Origin of the sequence: Chitinophaga varians (assembly GCF_014529945.1) — a bacterium.
Lineage (GTDB): Bacteria > Bacteroidota > Bacteroidia > Chitinophagales > Chitinophagaceae > Chitinophaga > Chitinophaga varians.
Genome location: NZ_JACVFB010000003.1, coordinates 1,343,923 through 1,363,812 on the forward strand (window position 1 = coordinate 1,343,923; position 19,890 = coordinate 1,363,812).

At 49.6% G+C, this 19,890-nt stretch carries 15 protein-coding genes; 7 read left to right on the forward strand and 8 right to left on the reverse strand.

What is annotated here, in order from left to right; genetic code table 11:
* Positions 1 to 185 precede the first annotated feature (185 nt).
* Both ICL55_RS19935 and ICL55_RS19940 read right to left on the reverse strand, forming a co-directional pair.
* A complete protein-coding gene (locus ICL55_RS19935) occupies positions 186 to 575 on the reverse strand; it encodes a hypothetical protein (protein WP_188100438.1) in 390 nt (129 codons plus the stop codon).
* Between the two features lie 191 nt (positions 576 to 766).
* Positions 767 to 1,600, reverse strand: coding sequence for an N-acetylmuramoyl-L-alanine amidase (locus ICL55_RS19940; RefSeq protein WP_246496437.1), 834 nt, complete (start codon positions 1,598 to 1,600; stop codon positions 767 to 769).
* 153 nt (positions 1,601 to 1,753) lie between these two features.
* Here ICL55_RS19940 and ICL55_RS19945 point away from each other — a divergent pair, with 153 nt between their 5' ends.
* Both ICL55_RS19945 and ICL55_RS19950 read left to right on the forward strand, forming a co-directional pair.
* Positions 1,754 to 2,638 carry a lysophospholipid acyltransferase family protein gene (locus ICL55_RS19945; RefSeq protein WP_246496438.1) on the forward strand — a complete coding sequence of 295 codons (885 nt, stop codon included), beginning with the start codon at positions 1,754 to 1,756 and terminating at the stop codon, positions 2,636 to 2,638.
* A gap of 128 nt (positions 2,639 to 2,766) precedes the next feature.
* Positions 2,767 to 3,702, forward strand: a complete 936-nt coding sequence (locus ICL55_RS19950; RefSeq protein ID WP_246496439.1) for a fatty acid desaturase family protein — start codon at positions 2,767 to 2,769, stop codon at positions 3,700 to 3,702.
* Here the strand turns inward: ICL55_RS19950 and ICL55_RS19955 are convergent.
* Complete coding sequence (locus tag ICL55_RS19955) at positions 3,650 to 4,354, reverse strand: DJ-1/PfpI family protein (RefSeq protein WP_188100444.1); 705 nt, start codon at positions 4,352 to 4,354, stop codon at positions 3,650 to 3,652. The two genes, ICL55_RS19950 and ICL55_RS19955, sit on opposite strands and share 53 nt — an antisense overlap.
* A gap of 53 nt (positions 4,355 to 4,407) precedes the next feature.
* The gene (locus ICL55_RS19960) at positions 4,408 to 5,415 is read right to left on the reverse strand and encodes an aldo/keto reductase (protein WP_246496440.1); all 1,008 of its coding nucleotides are present in this window, start codon (positions 5,413 to 5,415) and stop codon (positions 4,408 to 4,410) included.
* Between the two features lie 1,040 nt (positions 5,416 to 6,455).
* On the opposite strand from ICL55_RS19960, the gene ICL55_RS19965 reads away from it, so the two are divergent.
* Positions 6,456 to 7,406, forward strand: coding sequence for an ADP-ribosylglycohydrolase family protein (locus tag ICL55_RS19965; protein ID WP_188100449.1), 951 nt, complete (start codon positions 6,456 to 6,458; stop codon positions 7,404 to 7,406).
* Positions 7,407 to 7,463: 57 nt separating this feature from the next.
* The gene (locus ICL55_RS19970; protein ID WP_188100451.1) at positions 7,464 to 8,294 is read left to right on the forward strand and encodes a DUF6515 family protein; all 831 of its coding nucleotides are present in this window, start codon (positions 7,464 to 7,466) and stop codon (positions 8,292 to 8,294) included.
* 95 nt (positions 8,295 to 8,389) lie between these two features.
* Here the strand turns inward: ICL55_RS19970 and ICL55_RS19975 are convergent, their stop codons facing one another.
* Positions 8,390 to 10,063, reverse strand: coding sequence for a TPM domain-containing protein (locus ICL55_RS19975; protein WP_188100453.1), 1,674 nt, complete (start codon positions 10,061 to 10,063; stop codon positions 8,390 to 8,392).
* Between the two features lie 210 nt (positions 10,064 to 10,273).
* Here ICL55_RS19975 and ICL55_RS19980 point away from each other — a divergent pair, with 210 nt between their 5' ends.
* The 3 genes from ICL55_RS19980 (at position 10,274) to ICL55_RS19990 (ending at position 12,700) form a co-directional block, all read left to right on the forward strand.
* Complete coding sequence (locus ICL55_RS19980; RefSeq protein ID WP_188100455.1) at positions 10,274 to 11,368, forward strand: hypothetical protein; 1,095 nt, start codon at positions 10,274 to 10,276, stop codon at positions 11,366 to 11,368.
* A 145-nt stretch (positions 11,369 to 11,513) separates the two neighbouring features.
* Positions 11,514 to 11,969 (forward strand): VOC family protein, encoded by a 456-nt coding sequence (locus ICL55_RS19985; RefSeq protein WP_188100457.1) that lies wholly within the window; start codon positions 11,514 to 11,516, stop codon positions 11,967 to 11,969.
* A 101-nt stretch (positions 11,970 to 12,070) separates the two neighbouring features.
* Complete coding sequence (locus tag ICL55_RS19990) at positions 12,071 to 12,700, forward strand: DUF5710 domain-containing protein (protein ID WP_188100459.1); 630 nt, start codon at positions 12,071 to 12,073, stop codon at positions 12,698 to 12,700.
* Positions 12,701 to 12,816: 116 nt separating this feature from the next.
* On the opposite strand, the gene ICL55_RS19995 is transcribed toward ICL55_RS19990, so the two are convergent.
* From ICL55_RS19995 to ICL55_RS20005, 3 genes are all read right to left on the reverse strand, one after another.
* On the reverse strand, positions 12,817 to 13,614 hold the full coding sequence (locus tag ICL55_RS19995) for a M48 family metallopeptidase (protein WP_188100461.1): 798 nt from the start codon (positions 13,612 to 13,614) through the stop codon (positions 12,817 to 12,819).
* A gap of 125 nt (positions 13,615 to 13,739) precedes the next feature.
* Complete coding sequence (locus tag ICL55_RS20000; protein WP_188100464.1) at positions 13,740 to 16,832, reverse strand: leucine-rich repeat domain-containing protein; 3,093 nt, start codon at positions 16,830 to 16,832, stop codon at positions 13,740 to 13,742.
* Between the two features lie 20 nt (positions 16,833 to 16,852).
* On the reverse strand, positions 16,853 to 19,816 hold the full coding sequence (locus tag ICL55_RS20005; protein WP_188100466.1) for a leucine-rich repeat domain-containing protein: 2,964 nt from the start codon (positions 19,814 to 19,816) through the stop codon (positions 16,853 to 16,855).
* Positions 19,817 to 19,890 lie beyond the last annotated feature (74 nt).

Genomic DNA, 19,890 nt, shown 5'->3' on the forward strand with positions numbered 1-19,890 from the left:
GTCGTTAACCTATAAATAATTGATAGATAGCTCTCTACATAGCAAGATGATGGAGTGTGTACGAGGGCGATAAAAAATGGTGATGGGAGATAACTACAGGGTACAGGCATGCGGAATCCCCGGGCATAAGCCCGGGGAAAATATGATCAAAGGCAACAGGGCCGGCCTTTTCGACCGGTATGATGTTATTGGTTTAATAATTTCTTCAATTCAATCTTGCAGGTATCAAGATTGGCAGCAATGAGTTTATCCTGACAGATAGTGCCTTTGTACTTAATGGTGATTTTGTTTTTACGCAGAACGATCTGGTAATATTCCGGTGCATCGGGCGAGTTTTCCCAGGTAACAATGCCTTTTTCTTCGATACCGCCGGCCACGCGGTCTTCAATGAGCGCATTAATTTTTTTGCGCAGGTTGTCAGCGAAATCGAAGGAAGTTTCATTTTTTACCAGGCAGGTGGTGTCAGACACAGGTTGGTAATGGATTTTTGCAGAAGCGGGCCGTTGACCTGCTGCTATCAAAAAAAGAGCGGCTGGTATCAACAGCAACAAAGGGAATTGGAGTGTGCGTTTCATGGCAAGAGAAAATTATGATAACAAGGAAAATAGGTAGTAGCAATGCCGTTGTGATATTGGGTCTCAGATTTTGGTTATAGGTTCGATCTTACTCATTATTAAAATACTTCATTTATCGCACACCACAAAATAAATAAAGTATAGGCGTAGGGGTAACGGGCCCCTGAAGTGTCATTGCTTCAAAGACCCGGTTACTGGTATTTTTTCATCACGCTGTACAGCACCTTGTTGTCGGTATCTGGTGAGGGGAGCACTGTATCCTGCGGCATAAAGTGTCGTTTAAAGGCTTGCATGGCGGCGGTGGTGTCTTTCAGGTCGTAGCCGATAATGCGGAGGGCCTGCCATTTATCGAAAGCGGGTGGCACCGCTATCCGGGCGGTGTCATCGTACCAGAGGCCAAATCCTTTTGCCGCCAGCTGTTGCCAGGGGAAATAAGCGCTGGGGTCTACTTTACGGCCGGGCGCAATATCTCCGTGGCCTACGAAGTTGGCAGCCGGGATATTGTAGCGATGCTGCAGGGTATCCAGCAGAATGATCAGGCTATTGATCTGGGCGGGGGAAAAGGGTTCTGCCCCATTATTATCGAGTTCAATGCCAATAGAGCCGGAATTGATATCGGTAATATTTCCCCAGCGGGAAGCGCCGCCATGCCAGGCACGGAGGTAATCATTCAGCATATGGTGAATAGTACCATCACGGCATACCACGTAGTGGGCGCTCACCTGCGTCCGCTCCAGGGTGAAAGTTTTCAGTGTTTGTTCACATGAATTTTGGGCAGTATGATGGATAATGACCATATTCGGTTTACGCAGGTTGTAATTAACGGTGCCCGCCCACCAGGCTGGCCTGATCCCGTTTTCGCCGGGCAGCGTGGCAGGTTGCCCGCGGACCACCTGCGCATACCCTTTGGCTTTCTGCCGGTAAATTTTGTTGGTAGCTGCATACGGAGAGCGGGCGCAATAGCTGTACAATCCAATAACAGCGGCCATACAGGCCCATCTTGTCAGGTGTCGGATAGTGTTCATCTGTATATGTTAAAGTTTATAAAAGATGCACGGATAAAGATAATAAACATAATAATGCCGCGTTTTTTAAGGCAGTGCTATGAAAAATGGCATTCTTATTATATATTCACGTTTTCAATAATACTCTTTGGAGTAACAAAAACCTACGCTGTTTTGTCTTCTATTGCCTATTACCTGTTATTACCGGTGATATACACCGTATCGTTATTGCCTTTCCGCATATTGTATTTCGTCAGCGATCTGCTTTATGTTTTATTGTATCGGCTGTTGGGTTACCGGAAAAAAGTGGTGATGCAAAATCTCCGCAATTCTTTTCCTGACAAAAACGAGGCCGAGCTTAAACGGATCTGCAAGGATTTCTATCATTACCTGTGCGATCTTTTCCTTGAGACGTTCAAAACGTTGACAATCAGCAAGGAAGCGATGGTACGGCATTGCCGTTTCACAGATGAGACCGTAGCCTTGTTTGAACGGCTGGCGGCGGAGAAACAAAGCGTGGTGCTGGTAATGGGGCATAAGGGCAACTGGGAATGGGCTGGCAATACGTTCAGCATTCTGTGCCGGCAGCAACTGTATGTGATCTATCATCCGCTGGTCAACCAGCACTTTAATGGTCTCATGTATAAAATGCGGACCCGCTTCGGTACCAAACTGATCGCCATGCAGGACACCTTCCGGGACATGGTTAAAAACAGGGACCATGTGAGTGCCACGGCCTTTATCGCTGACCAGGCGCCGCAGCCGCAAACAGCGCACTGGATGACGTTCCTGCATCAGGATACGCCGGTGTTCAAAGGAACGGAAAAAATAGCCCAGAAATTAAACTACCCGGTGGTATACGTTACGGTGCAACGGGACAAAAGAGGCTACTATACTGTGTCTGCCCATATGCTTACTGCTTCTCCTTCTACAGAAAAAGAAGGCGAAATAACGGCCTTGCATACACGACAACTGGAAACAGATATCGTTACACAACCTGCGACCTGGCTGTGGTCCCACAAACGGTGGAAACACAAGCGTCCAACTGTTCAACTATAGACAATCTGTATTTTTTACGAAATCGACCCACCATTATGCTGCAAGGCAAAGATTTGATTTTGGCTACCAAGCCATACGCATGCGAGGAAAGAGCCAAGAGCTGGCTGTATTTGGTTACAACTTTATGTTTGTTACTGCTGGCCCTTGCCAGCACCCTGTTACTGCCGTTGCCCTTCAGAATTGTCGGCAGCGTGCTCTCCGGGCTGTTGATTGTGCGGATGTTTGTCATCTACCACGACCATCAGCATCATGCTATTCTGCACAATTCCCGGCTGGCCAATGTTATCATGACGCTGTTCGGCATCTATGTACTGGCGCCCAGCAGCATCTGGAAACGGTCACATGATTACCACCATAAACACAATTCAAAGCTTTTCAGCGCCAGCATAGGCTCCTACCCGATTGTTACCCGGCAGCGTTTTGAGCAGATGTCCCGCGGAGAACGCAGAAGTTATCTGTTTACCCGCCACCCGGCCACCATTGCGGCGGGGTACCTGTTTATGTTCCTGATCGGTATGTGCTGGCAGTCCTTCACCAGCAGTCCACGTAAGCACGCAGACTCTCTGCTGGCCATGGTCATACATATCGCCGGCAGCATAGCGGTCTTTTATTTTCTCGGATGGCAAAGCTGGCTGTTCTTCATACTCATCCCTTTCAGCATCGCCTGCAGTATTGGCGCTTACCTCTTTTATGCCCAGCATAATTTTCCGGGCGTAGTATTCAATGAAAACGACAGCTGGTGTTATGATAAAGCAGCGCTGCTGAGTTCCAGTTATATGCAGATGCATCCGCTGATGGCATGGTTTACCGGCAATATCGGTTATCATCATATTCATCACCTGAACGCCCGTATTCCTTTCTACCGGTTGCCGCAGGTGATGGAGGCTTTCCCCGAGCTGCAGCAGGTCACCGTTACATCGCTTCGTTTCCGCGATATACGGGGCTGCTTCCGGTTAAAAGTGTGGGACCCGGAAAGGAACCGTATGATTGGCCTGCAGGAAATCTGTAGCATCAGGACGGAGGCGCAGCAGGCATTCCGTGCTGCTGCAGCAATTCACGGATAATACCTCTTCTGATTTCCAGCATATGTTTCGTTAGTTCCCGGGTAGCCTGCAATACCGGCGTACCCGCTGTATGCGGAGAGCCTGCCCGGAAAGGCGGCGCCGGATTATATTCCAGTTGCAGCTGTACAATGCGGGCCAGCTCTTCGCCGCCAATCATGGCAGTAAGCGAAAGCGCGAAATCGATACCGGCCGTTACGCCGCCGCCGGTAATGCGGTTGCGGTCTCTCACCACCCGCTCTTCCACTACCTCCACGCCGAGCATACGCAGCAGTTCCAGCGAACGCCAGTGCGTAGTAGCTTTATAACCCTGTAACAAGCCGGCAGCAGCCAATACCAACGCACCTGTACAAACGCTGGTAATGTATTTTGCGCCCAACGCCTGCTGCCGTAGGAAATCCAGTACCGTCCGGTTGGTGAGCAACGGATTAATACCTTTCCCGCCGGGAACAAACAGGATATCCAACTGCGGGCTGTCGGCCAACGCAACGGAAGCCTGCACGGTCAGCCCACCTTCCACTTTTATCGGAGCGGTAGATTCTCCTAACAGCACCACTTCAAAACAGGGTGCTTTCACAAATACATCATAAGGGCCAACGAAGTCCAGTACGGTCATGTCCGGAAACAGGAGCATGCCTATTTTGAGTTTCTGCATACGAGGGACTTTTGATTACCTACAATATAATAAATGATCCTGCTACACAGGCATCAGCGGTGCTGCTCGTATCTGTTGACCGGCAGGACCTGCTGCAATTGCGTTATTTCCTCCGCCGTCAGCGGTGTAGCGCCCGCGGCAGCCAGCGCGTCCTGCACCTGCGGCGAGGTACGCATTCCCACAACGGCCGTGGTAACAGCCGGTTGCTGCAATACATACCGCAGCGCCGTGGCAGCCGGGCCTCTTTCGGTGGTGGATATACGCTGTACGGCCGCTGCCGCGCTGGCCACGTCGGCAGCATCATAGTTCAGGTACGGCTCCGGCGCTTTGTTAACCAGCAACCCTTTCGCTACAGCGCCCCTCACCAGCACCCCGATACGATGTTGTTCCAGCAACGGGAAACAGCTTTCTTCCGGACGGCGGTCCAGCAGGCTGTATTGCATCATCACACTTACGATGTTGGAACGTTCCACGAAAGTCCTGATCACATTGGGGCGTATGGAGGAAATACCGTAATAACGGATCTTACCTTGCTGCACCAGCGTTTCAAACGCCGAAATAGTCTCATCAGTAGGGTCTTCCAGCGTACCGCCGTGCAGCTGGTACAGGTCGATGTAATCGGTATTGAGGCGGCGCAGGCTTTCTTCCACGCAGCTCAGGATATAGTCCCTGCGGGGATTCCAGTCCCAACCGCTACCGTCGGGCCGCCATTGGTTCCCGGCTTTGCTGGCGATAATAACGTGCTGCCTTTTTCCCTGCAGAGCTTTTCCAAGGGTGATCTCATTCTGCCCGTGATCATACAGGTCGGCGGTATCGAAGAAATTAATACCACCGTCTATGGCCTGTTGTATCAGACGGGCGTTGTCGGTATCATCGCTGCCCAGCGACATGCAGCCGTAGCTGATTTCGCTGACATGCAGGTCTGACTTGCCTAACTGATGATATTGCATAAAAGCGGGTTTTAACGGGTTTTCGGCTGTTGCCTCGGCAGCAACAGACCAGACGAAGGTAAAAAAGCGGGGCAGTTTAAACAAACGCCCCATGCTTAACCCATGACTCATCAGTTGTATAATACAAGGCCGCCTGGAAAGGCGGCCCATGCTGATATTGATCTTACCATTCTCAATCCGTCCTTAATCTGAAAATCTTTAGGAGGACCGTCTGGACAAACGGTCCGTGATTAAATTCCACCGTTTCGCTTATGAATAGAGCATGTTGATGTATGATGAAGGTTGCAGCGCAACCTGAATTGTCTGGCAGGGGACTGTCTGGAAAGACGGTCCCTGAAGCTGAATCAATCGTACTGCGAACAAGCTGTTTATAGCAGTTGCCCACATGTTCATATGGCACTTTTAGTTTTCTTTGGCTACGCCATGCGAGGCGGAAAACCGGACCATCTGGAAAGATGGTCCTTTCCTATCCTTCTTTTACATGGCATTCCAACATTTATGTGATGGTCTGCTGCCGGCAGCAAGATGTTTTCTGAGGGGGACCACCTGGAAAGGCGGTCCCTTCAGCCTTCATCTTATATACCTGCATTTGGACTCAGAAATGCTTTTGAGGAGGACTGTCTGGAAAAACAGTCCTTTTCATCCACCTATTCCCATAAAATTGCTGTTGAATCAGTAGCAATGGTTGGTCAAAACATTGATGGCTAGTTAAGCCAGCACTGAGCAAAAAAGCAGTGATGGTATTTCCCGAGGAAAGTACACGTCTGGCGCCGGGTGTTAAATAAAAAAGCGTGCATAAGAAAGTTGGTTTTGAAGGGCATCTGCCATAGCTGGTATCAAACAATCGATAGTTGTTCTCAAACAAACAATGGGGATGGCAGCTGCCGGGGGTCTACATTGGGTGATTTTCCGTTTAACCTTTCCTGTTACCAGAAATCCACCGTGGTGAATGCTGGTGTCAGTACTAATTGTTACTATGCAAAGATAAAACGCCAACCGAACAAAGAGACAGTCATCAAGGTCTTCTGACGAATGAACAAGAGTGAACACACCTCTATCCGCTGTACAAATTGAACAAATAGCGGCTTTCACATACCGAAAACATTTGTTGGCACGTTTTTCTGTATATATACAATATAAATCCCCATTCTATGCAACAACAGATCACAGGCGCTTTTCTCGGTACCGCCATCGGCGATGCGCTCGGTGTTCCGGTTGAATTTAAGACCAGGAGCTACCTCCGGGAAAACCCCATCCGGGAATTTATTGGCTACGGATGCTGGAATCAGCCTCCGGGCACCTTTTCAGACGATACATCCCTTACCCTTTGTACAGCGGAAAGTCTCACACAAGGATATAACCTCACCCATATGGCCCATACCTTCCTGAAGTGGTATGCTGATGGATATTGGGGCGCACATGATAAGGTGTTTGATATCGGGCATACTACCCAACACGCTTTGCGACGGATAGGCAGCGGCACTTCTCCTTTGTTCTCCGGTGGTATTGAAGAATTTGAAAATGGTAACGGCTCGCTGATGCGTATGATGCCGGTAGCCATTTACCTGGCCCGGGAAGAGAATATCAAACAACGTTATCACATTGTTAAAGAAGTATCCGGTATTACCCATATGCATTTTCGCTCTGTGATGGCTTGTTTCATTTATGTGGAGTTTGTGCGGAACCTTTTAACGGTAAAAGACATACAGGAATCTTATCAGATCATGCAGGCAGCGGTGAATGATTTTATCCTTGAACAGCAGTTCAACCCTGCCGAAATCCGGATTTTCAACCGGATACTACAGGATAATATTACCAACCTGACTGAAAACGATATCCTGAGCTCCGGTTATGTGATACATACCCTGGAAAGCGCCCTCTGGTGCCTGCTGAATACGGGCAATTTCCGGGATGCCGTGCTCGCGGCGGTCAATCTGGGAGGTGATACCGACACTACCGGCGCCGTAACAGGAGCTGCCGCCGGCCTGCATTACGGACTGGACAACCTTCCTGAGGAGTGGGTACAGGGAGTGGCCAAATCTGCTAAAATCATTGAATTGTCACAACAATTCACGGATGCGCTGAGTACGCCCTCTGCCTGAGAATAGCCCTTAAACTATTTGATCTGAAATCAGTCTAAACATTATAATCCGAAGAAGATGAAAAACAGATTTTATATGCTGTTTGTGTTGATTGGGCTGTTATGCACAACTACAGCAACCGGCGCCTTTGCTCAACGTCACAATGGTGGCGGAGGCCACTTTGGAGGCGGAGGTGGACATTATGGCGGAGGCGCACGTATGTCTGCTCCGAACTTCGGTTCCCGTAGCAATTTCAGCGCTCCCAGAACAATAGCTCCCGTAAACAGAGGATTCTACCACGGCTATCGCGGACCTGTGTATCATGGAGGCGTTTATTACAGCCATGGATGGTATGGACCAGGCTACCGCCGTTATTACCGGTACCGTCCTTACTACTTCCCTCCTATTGGATTCTATGTTTCTACCCTGCCATATGGCTACTTTGCCCTCGGCCCTCAGTTCGGCCCTGTTTATTATTCCGGCGGGACTTACTATGAATCTGATAAAGACGATAACGGCTACCGCGTAGTAGACCCGCCAATGGGCGCAGCGGTCCCGGACCTGCCGGATGGCGCTTCTGAAATACAGTTCAACGGTAGCACCTATTACGAACTGAATGGCACCTATTATCAGGAAACCATGACCGACAATGGCCGTCGATTTAAAGTAGTCGGTAAAAACGGTAAGATCGGCGATACAGTGGTTACCCCACAGCAAAACGATAACACTAACAATGGTACGGAAACCATTCCCGGTGATATACTGAAATCACTTCCTGAAGGCAGCCGTTCCGTACAGATCAACGGACAACAATACTTCCTGTCACCCGACGGTATGTATTACCAACAGGTAAATACCAACAACGGCACAGGATATCAGGTAGTAGGAAAAATGGAAGCAGACCAATAATGTGAAGGAACGAACAACATAACAAAAGGGCGTACTATCATCCGGTACGCCCTTTTTTGTACCCAGGACTGAAGTCCTGGGCTACCTGTCCTGGGCTACCAGCTGCTGCTGGCGCCACCACCTCCCGAAGACCCGCCGCCCCAGCTGGAAGAAGAGGACGACGATGAAGAGGACGAAGAGGACGAAGAAGATGATTCCCGGATACGGGGTATCTCAAAACGGTAATCGTGTTTATAGGAACAAATCGCGCAGGCATACGTGGTGATGCCCCAACCCGCCTCTCTGGTAGTCGCTCTCTTTTTGGTAACAGACTGTTTGGATTCCAGCGAAATATAGGAACAGTGCGGACATTCAGACATCGCTGTGTTTACATTGGTATAATCCAGTACCAGCCGGTAATCGCAGGTATCACATTTCCAGACGTCGTAATCCACCGCCATCAGGTCTTCCTCTATCACCTGTTCTTTTTTAAGATAGACATCTTCGTCTTTTTCAGCCAACTTATGTAAGGCATGGGAACAATTCGGGCAATCGTACGGATCGTTGCGCAGCTGCTCCATCCGGCGTTTGAGCCCTGCCAGATAAAACCAGAGCGGCAGCGGGAAGACATATTTAGCGGCTTTTAATCTGTTTGCTGTACGGGCGTAGCTCAACCACTGTTCATGCCGGTCTTTGTCGCGCAGCGCATTCTTTGCCCTGACTGTTATGATCAGTACCGCGATGAACATAAACAGCGTCCACAGTATGTAATAGAGCACAAAGGCCGTAAAGAAATTGACCGACCACCCTCTTTTGTACACCAGGAAACCGAGGGTAACGAAGGCCGTCACGTGAATAAAGAACAGGCCGGCCAGGCCGGGACGCAGAAAGTCGTTGGGCATGTCTTTTATTCTCACCGGCATAGGGTCGTTGCCTTTTTTCTGCTTTGGCTTTTTCCCGAAAAACACACTCATCATAGCTGCCGAAATAACCAGCCAGAGGAATCCCGCGAAATAGGTACTTCCGCTGAAATCTCCTGTTACCGGATAATCGGTCGTCTGTGAAGGCGACGCTTCGAAAGGCCGGGCGTTGGCGACATATTCCTGCGCAGAAAGGGTTGAAGGCTCCGCTCCTGCTGCTTCATTGGGGTCATTGGAAATATCGGCGGGCACTGGTCGGGGAGCGGATACCAGTCCCTGTGGCTCCGGAGCTTCCCGGGTATCTCCCTGGTCCGGCAGCAGGGAATGGTCTTCCACCGGCTGCTGCATGTCTTTATCATAAGCGTAATTGCCGCTATGTAACTGGGCAGAGATGGATTTCAGTCCTTCTTCAAATGCCTGGTCGTAGTCTCCTTTTTTGATATACGGGATCATGTAATCCTGCTGAATGCGGAAACAGATCACGTCGGGCATATCTGCCTCCAGCCCTTTACCGGTTTCAAATACCAGTCGGTGGGCATCTTCCACCAGCAGTACCAGGAGACCGTTATTGGTAGAGGCATTTCCGATTTTCCAGTAATTGAACAGTTTATGGGCAAAATCGCGGGGTTCATTTTCTCCGATGGTCTTCAGCAGTACCATGGCCACCTGGGCTTTACCGCCCTGGTCAAGGGTGCTCAGTTTTCCATTCAGGCTGCCGACGGCTCCGGAGGTGAGGAGATGGTCGGGGTTACTGATATAACCGCCGCCATTTTTTTTGGGGTCAGGCACGTCCTCTACCGAGTATTTCGTTTTCTGGCCGGCGCAGGACATTAACAGGGATACCAACAACAGGTACAAAACATTTCGCATAACAACGGGTGATTCAGGCAATCGTCAATTAAAAAATAAGCCGGACCGGAGTCCGGGCGGATTTAAAAATACTATATTTTAGTATCTGTACGTTTAAGATATTCCGGCCATCACCGCAGTATTTTCAACGGCAATGGCAAATATTACATAATTTAGTGATGGCTCAGGCAGTCATCACTGTCACTATTACTATCACTCAATACCGCGCACATGAAAAGGCTTTTTGTATTGGTTGCCCTGATTTTCCCGCTGGCTTTAAGCGCACAGACCAAGCTGTCGGAAACTATTGCAGCAGATTTCTCTGCCCGGGTGGCTCATCATTATACGTTGAAGAACGACTCTATTACCGGCTATATCGCAGAGCAACTGAACCGCAGCGGTTCCGGCGGACTGGATATCGACTCCACCATGTTCAACCTGAAAAACGATCTTCCGGCGCTGGACGCAGCATTGAAATATCTGTACCAGTACAGTGATTGTAACCGGCAGCGGTTTATCACCAACCTGCGCAATATGGACCTGCAAACCAACAGCGTTTTCCCGTTGGCCACCTATACCGCCAATAAATATAAGAACGATACCAAAGCGCTGCTGGAAGATAAAAGCGATTTCCTGAAGACCTATACCGGTCCGGTGACCGGCAAACAGGCGCCGGCAGCCATTGCCCAGGCAACAGCCACCACTACCGCCGGCAGTACCACCTCCGCCGCTTCCGGTGAAACAGCCGCCGCCGGTACGGCCACCACCACGGAAAGCGCTGCCCCCGCAGCCGCAGCTACCACTCTGGCGGATACACGTAACTGGGAAGTAAAACCGCTGTTCCAGGTACGTACTCCTGAGCAACTGGTGGAAATGTATGGCAAAGACAACGTTACCCAACGCGAAGCCACCGACCTGGCAGGTACCAAAGAAGGAGAAGCCTATGTGATCTATCCTGACACCGACGATGAACTGGAAGTACAGTTTGATGGCGAAAACGGCAATATCCTCACCTTCTCTCATTTCCCGTCCAAATGGAAATCTCCCTATGGCATCAAAGCCGGCGATCCGCTGGAGAAGCTGATCAAAGTGAATGGCCGTCCTTTCCGTATCAATGCTTTCGAATGGACCAACGGCGGTCTGGTGAGCGACTGGCAGGGCGGCGCCCTCGAAGGCAAAGGCGTTGTCATCCAGCTGAAAGCCAACAATACAGGTGATCCCAAACAATATGACCAGGTAACCGGCGATAAAATCCTTCGTTCAGACCTGCCCGTGTTAAAGAAACTGGATGTGATTATTCAGTCTGTGGCTTTCAAAAGCAACTAAGCCATTAAGCCATTGGATTATTGGGCTATTTGAATATTTAAATACAGCGAAGATCACTTGATGTCAGGTTGATTTTCGCTGTATTTTCTTTAAATAAAAAAATAGCTCAATGGCAAAATGATAAAATCTTTTTTATCTTGTTTGTATGAAACAGACGATAGTTATTCTTTTCTTTGCCATCATGGGAATTTCCACGAGCACACAAGCACAGACCAAAAAATACCCGTCGCTGAACCACATCGCGATTTATGTTGTCAGCCTGGAACGCGCCACTGCTTTTTATCGGGACGTTATCGGCCTGGAGGTAATGGACGAACCTTTTAAGGATGGTCGCCACAGCTGGTTCAAAGTAGGAGACCACAGCCAGCTGCACATCATTTCCGGGGCCGCCAAAGCGGACGTGCATCCTAAAGACACCCATCTTTGCTTCAGCGTTCCTTCCATGAAAGCATTTATCTCCGTATTGGAGAAACATCACGTCACCTATGAGGACTGGCCGGGAAAACCCAATACCATCAACAAACGGGTGGACGGCGTACAGCAGATCTATTTCCGTGATCCTGACGGTTATTGGATCGAGATCAACGACGATAAATACTAATCTTCCGGGCAGCGGGCAACAAACAACGATCATCTTCCTAAAAAAAATAACGGGCAAGAGTGGTCTTTTTTTGTTAAATTCAGTGACCACATTCCAAGATTATGTCATTACTACTGAATGTTCCAGCTGCGGAAGAAACCGAAGCCAAGTCAAAAGGGGCTTTGTGGGACGCCAACCTGCAAACCTGGTACCTGCCGGATATCAATTATGATCATATCATGGAGGTAGACAGATGGATCACTGACCGGGACACCGCCATCATCCTGTCGGACGAAGTGATTATTGCCCATGCGCGCCATACCTGCCCGCATTGTCAGCACTCCACCCCTGTTATCGCTATTGGCAGCGATTTCTTTTATGAAAAAGACATGAATGAGCGGGACGAAAAGGTGTGGTTTGAACTGGATTTTTTCACGCTGTTTCAGCAAACATCCGTTATCTCAGCTCATCTGTTCAATTTTTTCCGGGACAACTACCCGCATTACAAACAGGGGCCGGCCAGAAGCGCAGATGGCTTCTATTGGTGCAACCACTGCGAACATTGTGGCAAAGGCATCGACGATGCCGCCCTTTTTGCCGACCCGGGCAACATCTTTAATCCGGACAATGCAGAAGCCGCCACGGCTATTACCCTGCGCACTTTTCCGTTTAAATACGCTCCACACATAGACGCGGATTACAATATGAATAATAATGTGCGGCTGATCAATGAATTTGCCTACAGAATTTAGGCATTTTATTATTTTGATATTTTATTATTTAAAAATTTAAGGAGTTCACTCGAAGGTTAGCCAACAAGTGAACTCCTTAAATTTTTAAATAATAAAATATCAAAATAATTAAATGATTACGGTTTTTTGTAGCCGTCTTTGGTCGCTTTTTCAGCCATGGTCACCATTCTCTTTTCGGTATCAGGATGGGATGAAAACAGCTGAGCGCCTTTCTTTTTCTTCTCTCCGTTATTCGCTTCCTGAGATGCTTTCCACAGCTTTTCAAAGGCGGTGGACATACCCCACGGATTCAGTTTATTGGCTTTCAGGAAGTCATAACCGTAGTTATCGGCCTGGCTTTCCTGGCCGCGGGAATAAGCAGAATTAGCCACCGCTTCGCCCAGTTCACCCAGCTGAGAATCGCTGAGGGCACCGGCCGCACCGCCTTGTGAAGACACGCCGTCTTTCAGGGCAGAAGTCATCAGCACGGTTTTAAACGCATCTTTGGAGTCTTTATTTTTCACGTGTCCGATCTCATGACCGATAACACCCATCACTTCATCATCCGTCATTACCTTCAACAGGCCGGCGCATACGCGCACGCTGCCATCCGCACAGGCAAAGGCGTTGATATCCCTTACCAGGTACACTTTGAAGTTCAGGTTCATGCCTTCATAGTTCGCAGCATTGGCTGTAAGCCTGGCCAGGCGCTGAGCCAAAGGATCATCGGCAGGCGCTACAGGGTTGTGCTCATCCATCCATTGAATGTACTCTTTGGTGTATTTGATGACTTCATCATCACTCAGGGTCACTGCTTTCGCAGCTTTTACGCCTGCACCAATGGTTTTGGAATTGAGCTTGAACTGGGCGCTGGCAGTAGACGCCAATGCGAGGGTGATAGCACAAACAATGCTACAGCGAGTAAAAACAAACATAAAACAACTGTTTAGTTAGGAAATGGTTTAAGGTTAAAAAACATTTGCGCGGCGAAGATAAAGTGAATACCCGAAATAAAAAAAGCTGTCCTCCTAAAGGACAGCTTTTTCGTTTTTATGAGCGATCATGGATTGGGCAATCTCAGGTCTTCCAGTTTTTTTAACTGGGTGAAATCAAAACTATCCGGAGAAAACGGGTTATAGTCCAACCGTAGCTTTTCCAGCTGCTGTAGCTGATTCAGCGCTGCCGGCACGTGTGTGAATCGGTTCCCCTGTAGTTCAGCGATGACCAGTTTTTTCATCTCCGTAACAAATGTCATGTCGGGGATCTCACAGAATTCCAGGCTCAGATACACCAGGTCTTGGCAGGCTGCCAGTCTTTCTGTATGCCTCAGTGGCACATAAGCCACCCAGAATTTTTTAAGATGCACCGCAACACCTGTCAGATCGGGAATAGCGAGATCCCTGTCATGCTTGCGCCCCACGTGTAATTCCACCGGCAGGGTAAAGAGCGGTGCCGGAATTTCATCTGTGGTAATTCTGACAGACAACTGCGTCAGCGGGAGTTGACGCAGATACTCCACCAGGCGCGGTAAATCAGTCGTATCGCTCAGGTCAAGGTTCACCGACTGTACATGCTGAAAATGTGCCAGCACATCAGAGATATTACTGGCAGGCATATCCCGCAGTACCAGGCTATTGATCCGGTAACCTTTGGGCTCCTGCCTTTTCACCATCTGAAAGGCCAGTACAAAAGCGCAGGCATCCAGTTCAGGATGCACATACAATACCTGGCAATCATCTTCCGGCCTGTCCTTGAAACGGGCCTGCCAGGAGGATTTAAGATGATGCTGCAAAGCAGCCGACGCATATTTGCGGAACAAAGTCCTCGATTGCTTCCGAATAGCCAGGTCCTGGTGAAACAGGTGAATAGCCGCCAGATAACTGAGTAATACCTTCCCAGCGCCGCCACCTTCAATCATTTGCAGCACCAGCTCCATATTATTGTTATGCTGATCGGCTAATAAACGTGTAATCTGCTCCGTTAGTTCCTGATTCTCTTCCGTCATCAGGAAAGGGGTATCATCCTTTATTTCCTGTGCTTTGAGATGATCTTCCAGGATATACTGATAATCCTGCCGGAAAAGTCCGTTGACGGTATCTTCCGGGATGTTCTGCCCGAGGAATACATGCGTAGCCTCCCTGACATCTTTTACCACAACAGCGCCCCGGTTTTCCAGGAGCTTCGTCAGCGATTTTTTATCTCCCAGTGTAGGCGTTCCCGCTACATATACTTTGGCGTCGGGTATGTTACCATCAGCGAAAGGGTAAGGCAGCAGGGCATTCAGCATGTCGTATTGGTGAGCCAGCAGGCCGAAGGCCAATTCCCGTCGGTAACCGTCGGTAATATCCATGGTCGCCATTTGTGTAAATGCATGGCGATAACGCCCCAGCACTTTTCTGTCTTCCAGTATAATCTGTCCACCTTTGGCACGGCCCAGCGCGAGCGGTATCACCGGTTTCTTTTCTGTCCAGCCGGCATCATAGAGCGCTTCGTTGGTAAAACGAAGATGCAGGGTATCGAGGTGAGATAACTCCAGTAATGTTTCCGGCAAGTGAAGGGAACCGGAATAGATAGTCGCGGTTTTCAACGCCGGTAATCCTTTCAGGCATTCAATATACCACGCCAGCGGTTTGGCGCCGTTGGTGTTAAAACGGACCGCTTTTAATGCCGGCATCCGCTTCAGATTGGCAGCGATAACATCTTCCTCAGCGCGACGATAATTACCAAAATCAAATTCTTCGATGTGCGGCAGTTCATAAAAAGCATCCGGCAATTCCTGTTCATGCGAAAAGTAAAGTTCCCGGAGCCTGGGCGCCTGTTTCAGTTGTCGTATATCCGTTTCTGTTATTTTCTTCGCGTTAAGCACCTCCAACGCCGGCATAGCGGCTACACGGGCATAATCCACTACCGTATCGGGCAACGTCAGTTTCTTCAGCCGAGGCAGGTGATATATCCATTCCGGCAGCGCAGGCATGGCACTTTCATAAAAAGATAACTTCTCCAATGCGGCAAGGCCGGAAAGATCAGGCCATGTTTCAATAGCACATTCACTCAGCGACAGGGACTGCAACCAGTTCATCTGCGCCAGCGCTGCCGGTAATGCCTCCAACTTATGCAGACTCATGGCATTCACCTGCTGCAATTGTGTAATACTGTCCGGCAGCGTCGCTTTTCCGTTTTCTATATGTGGCGTTAAATTGTCGGTGCTGAAAGTGGTGATTCCCGGATTATCCTTTATCATGTTGATGTAGAAAGGCATCGGCAGCGGCTCGGTGCTGATTATTTCCCGCAGATGCTTTAACTGCAGCAGGACCTCCGGCAGCGCTTTGAAGCCATTGTCATACAAGTCAATGGATTCAAGTCCTTCGAGGAGGGCAATAGATTCCGGCAGGGAGCTGAGGCCACAACCCTTTAACCGCAACCGTTTCAGCTTTTTACAATTGGCCAGTACCCGAAAAGCCTGGTCGAAGTCCAGCTTACTATTGCCGTTGAGCGCCACCACTTCCAGTTCCTGTAGTTCGCCGAGTTCTTCGGGCAGCGCGGTGAGTTTATTGTATTTTATATGCAGCTCTTTCAGCCGTGACAGCTCTTTGATCGCCGGAGGCAAAACAGCAATGCTGTTGGACGAAAGGTCCAGTATCTGTAATGCCGGAAAGGCAGCGATTTCTTTAGGCAGGGTCTTGATTTCATTGAAGCGCAGGCTCAGTTCTTCCAGCTTCAACATGCCGGCCAGGTTTTTCGGGAAGGTGGTAAACCGGTTCGTCCGCAGGTTGAGGATACGCAGTTCTTTCAGCGACTGAATACTGTCGGGCAGCTCTTTCAGCTGGTTACCGGTGATTTCCAGCGCCTCCAGTGCGGTTAACCCGCCGATGCTGTCCGGGAGCTTGCTCATTTTGGTTTTCGTCATGCCCAGACCAGTGAGATGTGGCAGGGCAGCCAGTTCAGCTATGGCGCTGGCGTGATCGAGCGCTTCATTGTACCCCAGATCGAACTGTACGTAGGGTATATGCGCCGCTGCTTTCACATCCGGCATTTTCTTCAGGCGTTTGCTATGCAGTACGAATCGTACTTTGGGGTGTGGACAATCTTTCGCTTCTTTTAAATCATTCAGTTCTACAATACCGGGTTCGGCATACATCTGTCTGTGTTCCATGGCTTTTCAGGTAAGGGGATTTAATATTTTTGTTTGTAGGGTGAATAGTTCAGCGTGTGTAGTTTAGGCAGCTTCAGGGCATCAACAGCTTCCTCTGTGACGCTGTTTCCCGCGATGTTAAGGGACGACAGCTGCGTACATTGTGTAAGGCCGGCAGGCAGCGCAGCGATGTGGTTATTGCTAAGGTCCAATGTTTCCAGCAAAGGCATTCCTGTTGCGAAATCTGCCGTTGACAGGTTCCCGTCTATTATCAGGCACTCCTTCAACTGTGTGCAGGCAGCCAATCCTTCCGGATTAATTATATGACCGTTCTCCACCTGCAGGCGGGAAAAGGCCATATGAGCGGATTCCAGCGGCGGAATGGTAAAACCGGAACTTCCTTTAAGCACCAGTTTAATGCCGCGTAAGGTGGGAATATGCCAGACATCGGGCGGCAATGTATCGAGCGGCGCTTCAATTACCAGGCGCTCGACATGCAGCAGGGGCAGTCTCGCCAGTAATTGCGTGATGCTACCCCGGCTTTCAATGCAAACCATGTTCATCGGGTACAGGTCACGGATACTGTCGGTAACCGCTGTGTCAGGAATATCCTTCAACCAGAGGTTGCCTAACGTATGCGCTCCTCTAATCTTCATAAAGGCCAGCAGAAAAGCGAACATATCCATCTCCGGATGCAGGTACAACGACGTAAATGCATCTTCTCTTTTATAGCGATACGCTTCTTTCCAGTGCACCTCGATATGATACTGCAAATCAGCGGACGCAAATTTTCTGAACAGGCCTTTGGCTTCTGCTACCATATCCTCTTCATAATAAAAAAGGTAAATAGCGGCCAGATAGCCCAGCACGATAGGATTAGCGCCGCCGCCACGAATAATCTGCAAGGCAAGCATCAGGCTATTGTCTGTTTTCAGGAGACGTGTCACCTGACTGATAAGCGCTTCCCCTTCTGTTCCCAATAAGAAGGGCGTATCTTCTTTCTGTAATTGTTCTTTCAGGTGATCTTCGAGCACCAGATGAAGAAGGCGGCCGGACAGCTGAGCTATTACGGTAGCGCTAATATTGCGCCCCACGAAGATATGGGTGGCTTCCGCTACCGCCCTTGTTACGGTGGCCCCGCGTTGCAGCAATATTTCTTTTAGCTCTTTTCGTGTGCACATGGTCGGTTCTCCGGCGATATATACCTGCGCGCCCGGCAGTTGGCCATCCGGCGTAAAAGGCCATGGCAGCATCTTTCTCAGCGTATCGTAGCGCCGTGCCAACAGGCAGAAAGCCAATTCCCGTGTACCCGTCCCTGTTATTCCACGGGTATTCAATACCTCAAAGGCATGCAGATATGCCGCTGTGAATGGCGTCTTCTCCAGCACCAGCTGTCCCGGGCGTGTATTGGCCAATAGGGGTGGCAGGTCAGGTATTGCCTGGCAGCTTTCGTTCCAGTGCAGGTAAATATGTTCCAGGTGCGACAGGTCCGCCAGTGATGCCGGCACCTGTTGTTCTTCGAGATAAAGCGTGACCGCTTTCAATCGCGGAAACTGCCGGAGCCAACGAATACAATCCCCCACCGGCAATGGCCTGACTTTGTTGAAAATCAGGGTATGCAGATTCGGCAGGCGACACAGTTTCGCCAATAGCGGCTCCACCTCAGTATCTTCGTGCTCATTCAGATCAAACATCGTGATACACGGAAGATCATAAAACGCGTCCGGCAGCGGGGTTGTTGTCAATACCACCTCGATATAACGCCCTTCCACAGGCTGCATAAAGTTTTGCAGGTCTGCCGCTGTCATATCATCAGCGGTCAACTTTTCCAGCGTCGGTATCCGTGCAATGCGGCGATAATCCGGCCGTGCCATGCAACGCTCTATCGTCAGTGTTTTCAACGCTGGCAACTGATAAATAAATTCCGGAAAAGCTGTGAAGCCGGTGCCTGAAATGGTTACTTCTTCCAGTCCCTGCAGGCTGGAGAGATCGGGCAGGCTGTCGTATTTCCCGTTGATAAAAGCCAGTGATTTAAGCCGCTTCAAATGGTTGATCGCAGCGGGTAGCCGTTGCAGATCGGCACAGGTAAGCGCGTCGAGATGCTGAAGCGCTCCCACGTTTGCCGGCAACGTACGAACACCATCTTCCTGGTAAGGTAATATCTTAGTGAGGCTAAACGAGCGGGTATCGGCTCTGTCTTTTATCATGTTAAAATAAAAAGGCGCCGGCAGTGGCCAGTCGCAGTCGATCTCCGTCATCTCTGTCATCTTCAGTATGTCCGGGATAGGCTCGTAGCGGCTCTTTCTCAGGTCGATGGCTATCAACTGCCGCAACAGACGGATGCTCTCTGGTGCCTTGTTGATAGCACATTTCCGCATGGACAAACGCCTCAATGACCTACAGCCTGCCAGCAACCAACAGGTATCTTCTATGTTCAGCTGCTCATTATTATCCAGTACCAGTATTTCCAGTTGCGCCAGGCGGGTAATAGATACCGGCAAGTTCGACAACGCTGTTTTACAGAGGTATAATTTTTTCAGCGCCGGGAACGGGGTCAGGTCAATGGCTTCCAGTGGATTACCGCTCAGGTGCAGTTCTTCCAGAAAGGGCATTGGGTGTTTTAGCACCGGCAGCTCGTCCAGTTTATTATCATTTAGTTTTAGCACCTTCAACTGCCGGAGGTGACCAATAGAAGCGGGAAGTTCAATCAGTTTGTTGTCTGACAGATCGAGATACTCCAATCCTGATAGCCGCGTAATATCCGCCGGTATCTCTTCCATGTTGGTGGCCACCATGCTCAGGGCCTGTATATGGGGAATCGAAGCCAGTTGACCGATAACCTTTTCATGTTGCAGCCGTTGGTTACTACTCACATCAATGTGCACATACGACAGGCGGGCGGCAGCCTCATACCCCGGGGGCAGGGTCGTCAGTCTTTTTTGTTGCAGGTCCACATATCCTGTTTCCTGCGCGGCTTTCATGATGTGGGTCTCGAAGTAATCCATAGGCGTGCGGGTTATCGCCCTATAAAGAAAGAAAACTTTCCGCTGCCTTCAAAAAGAAATGCTCCTGTTGATCA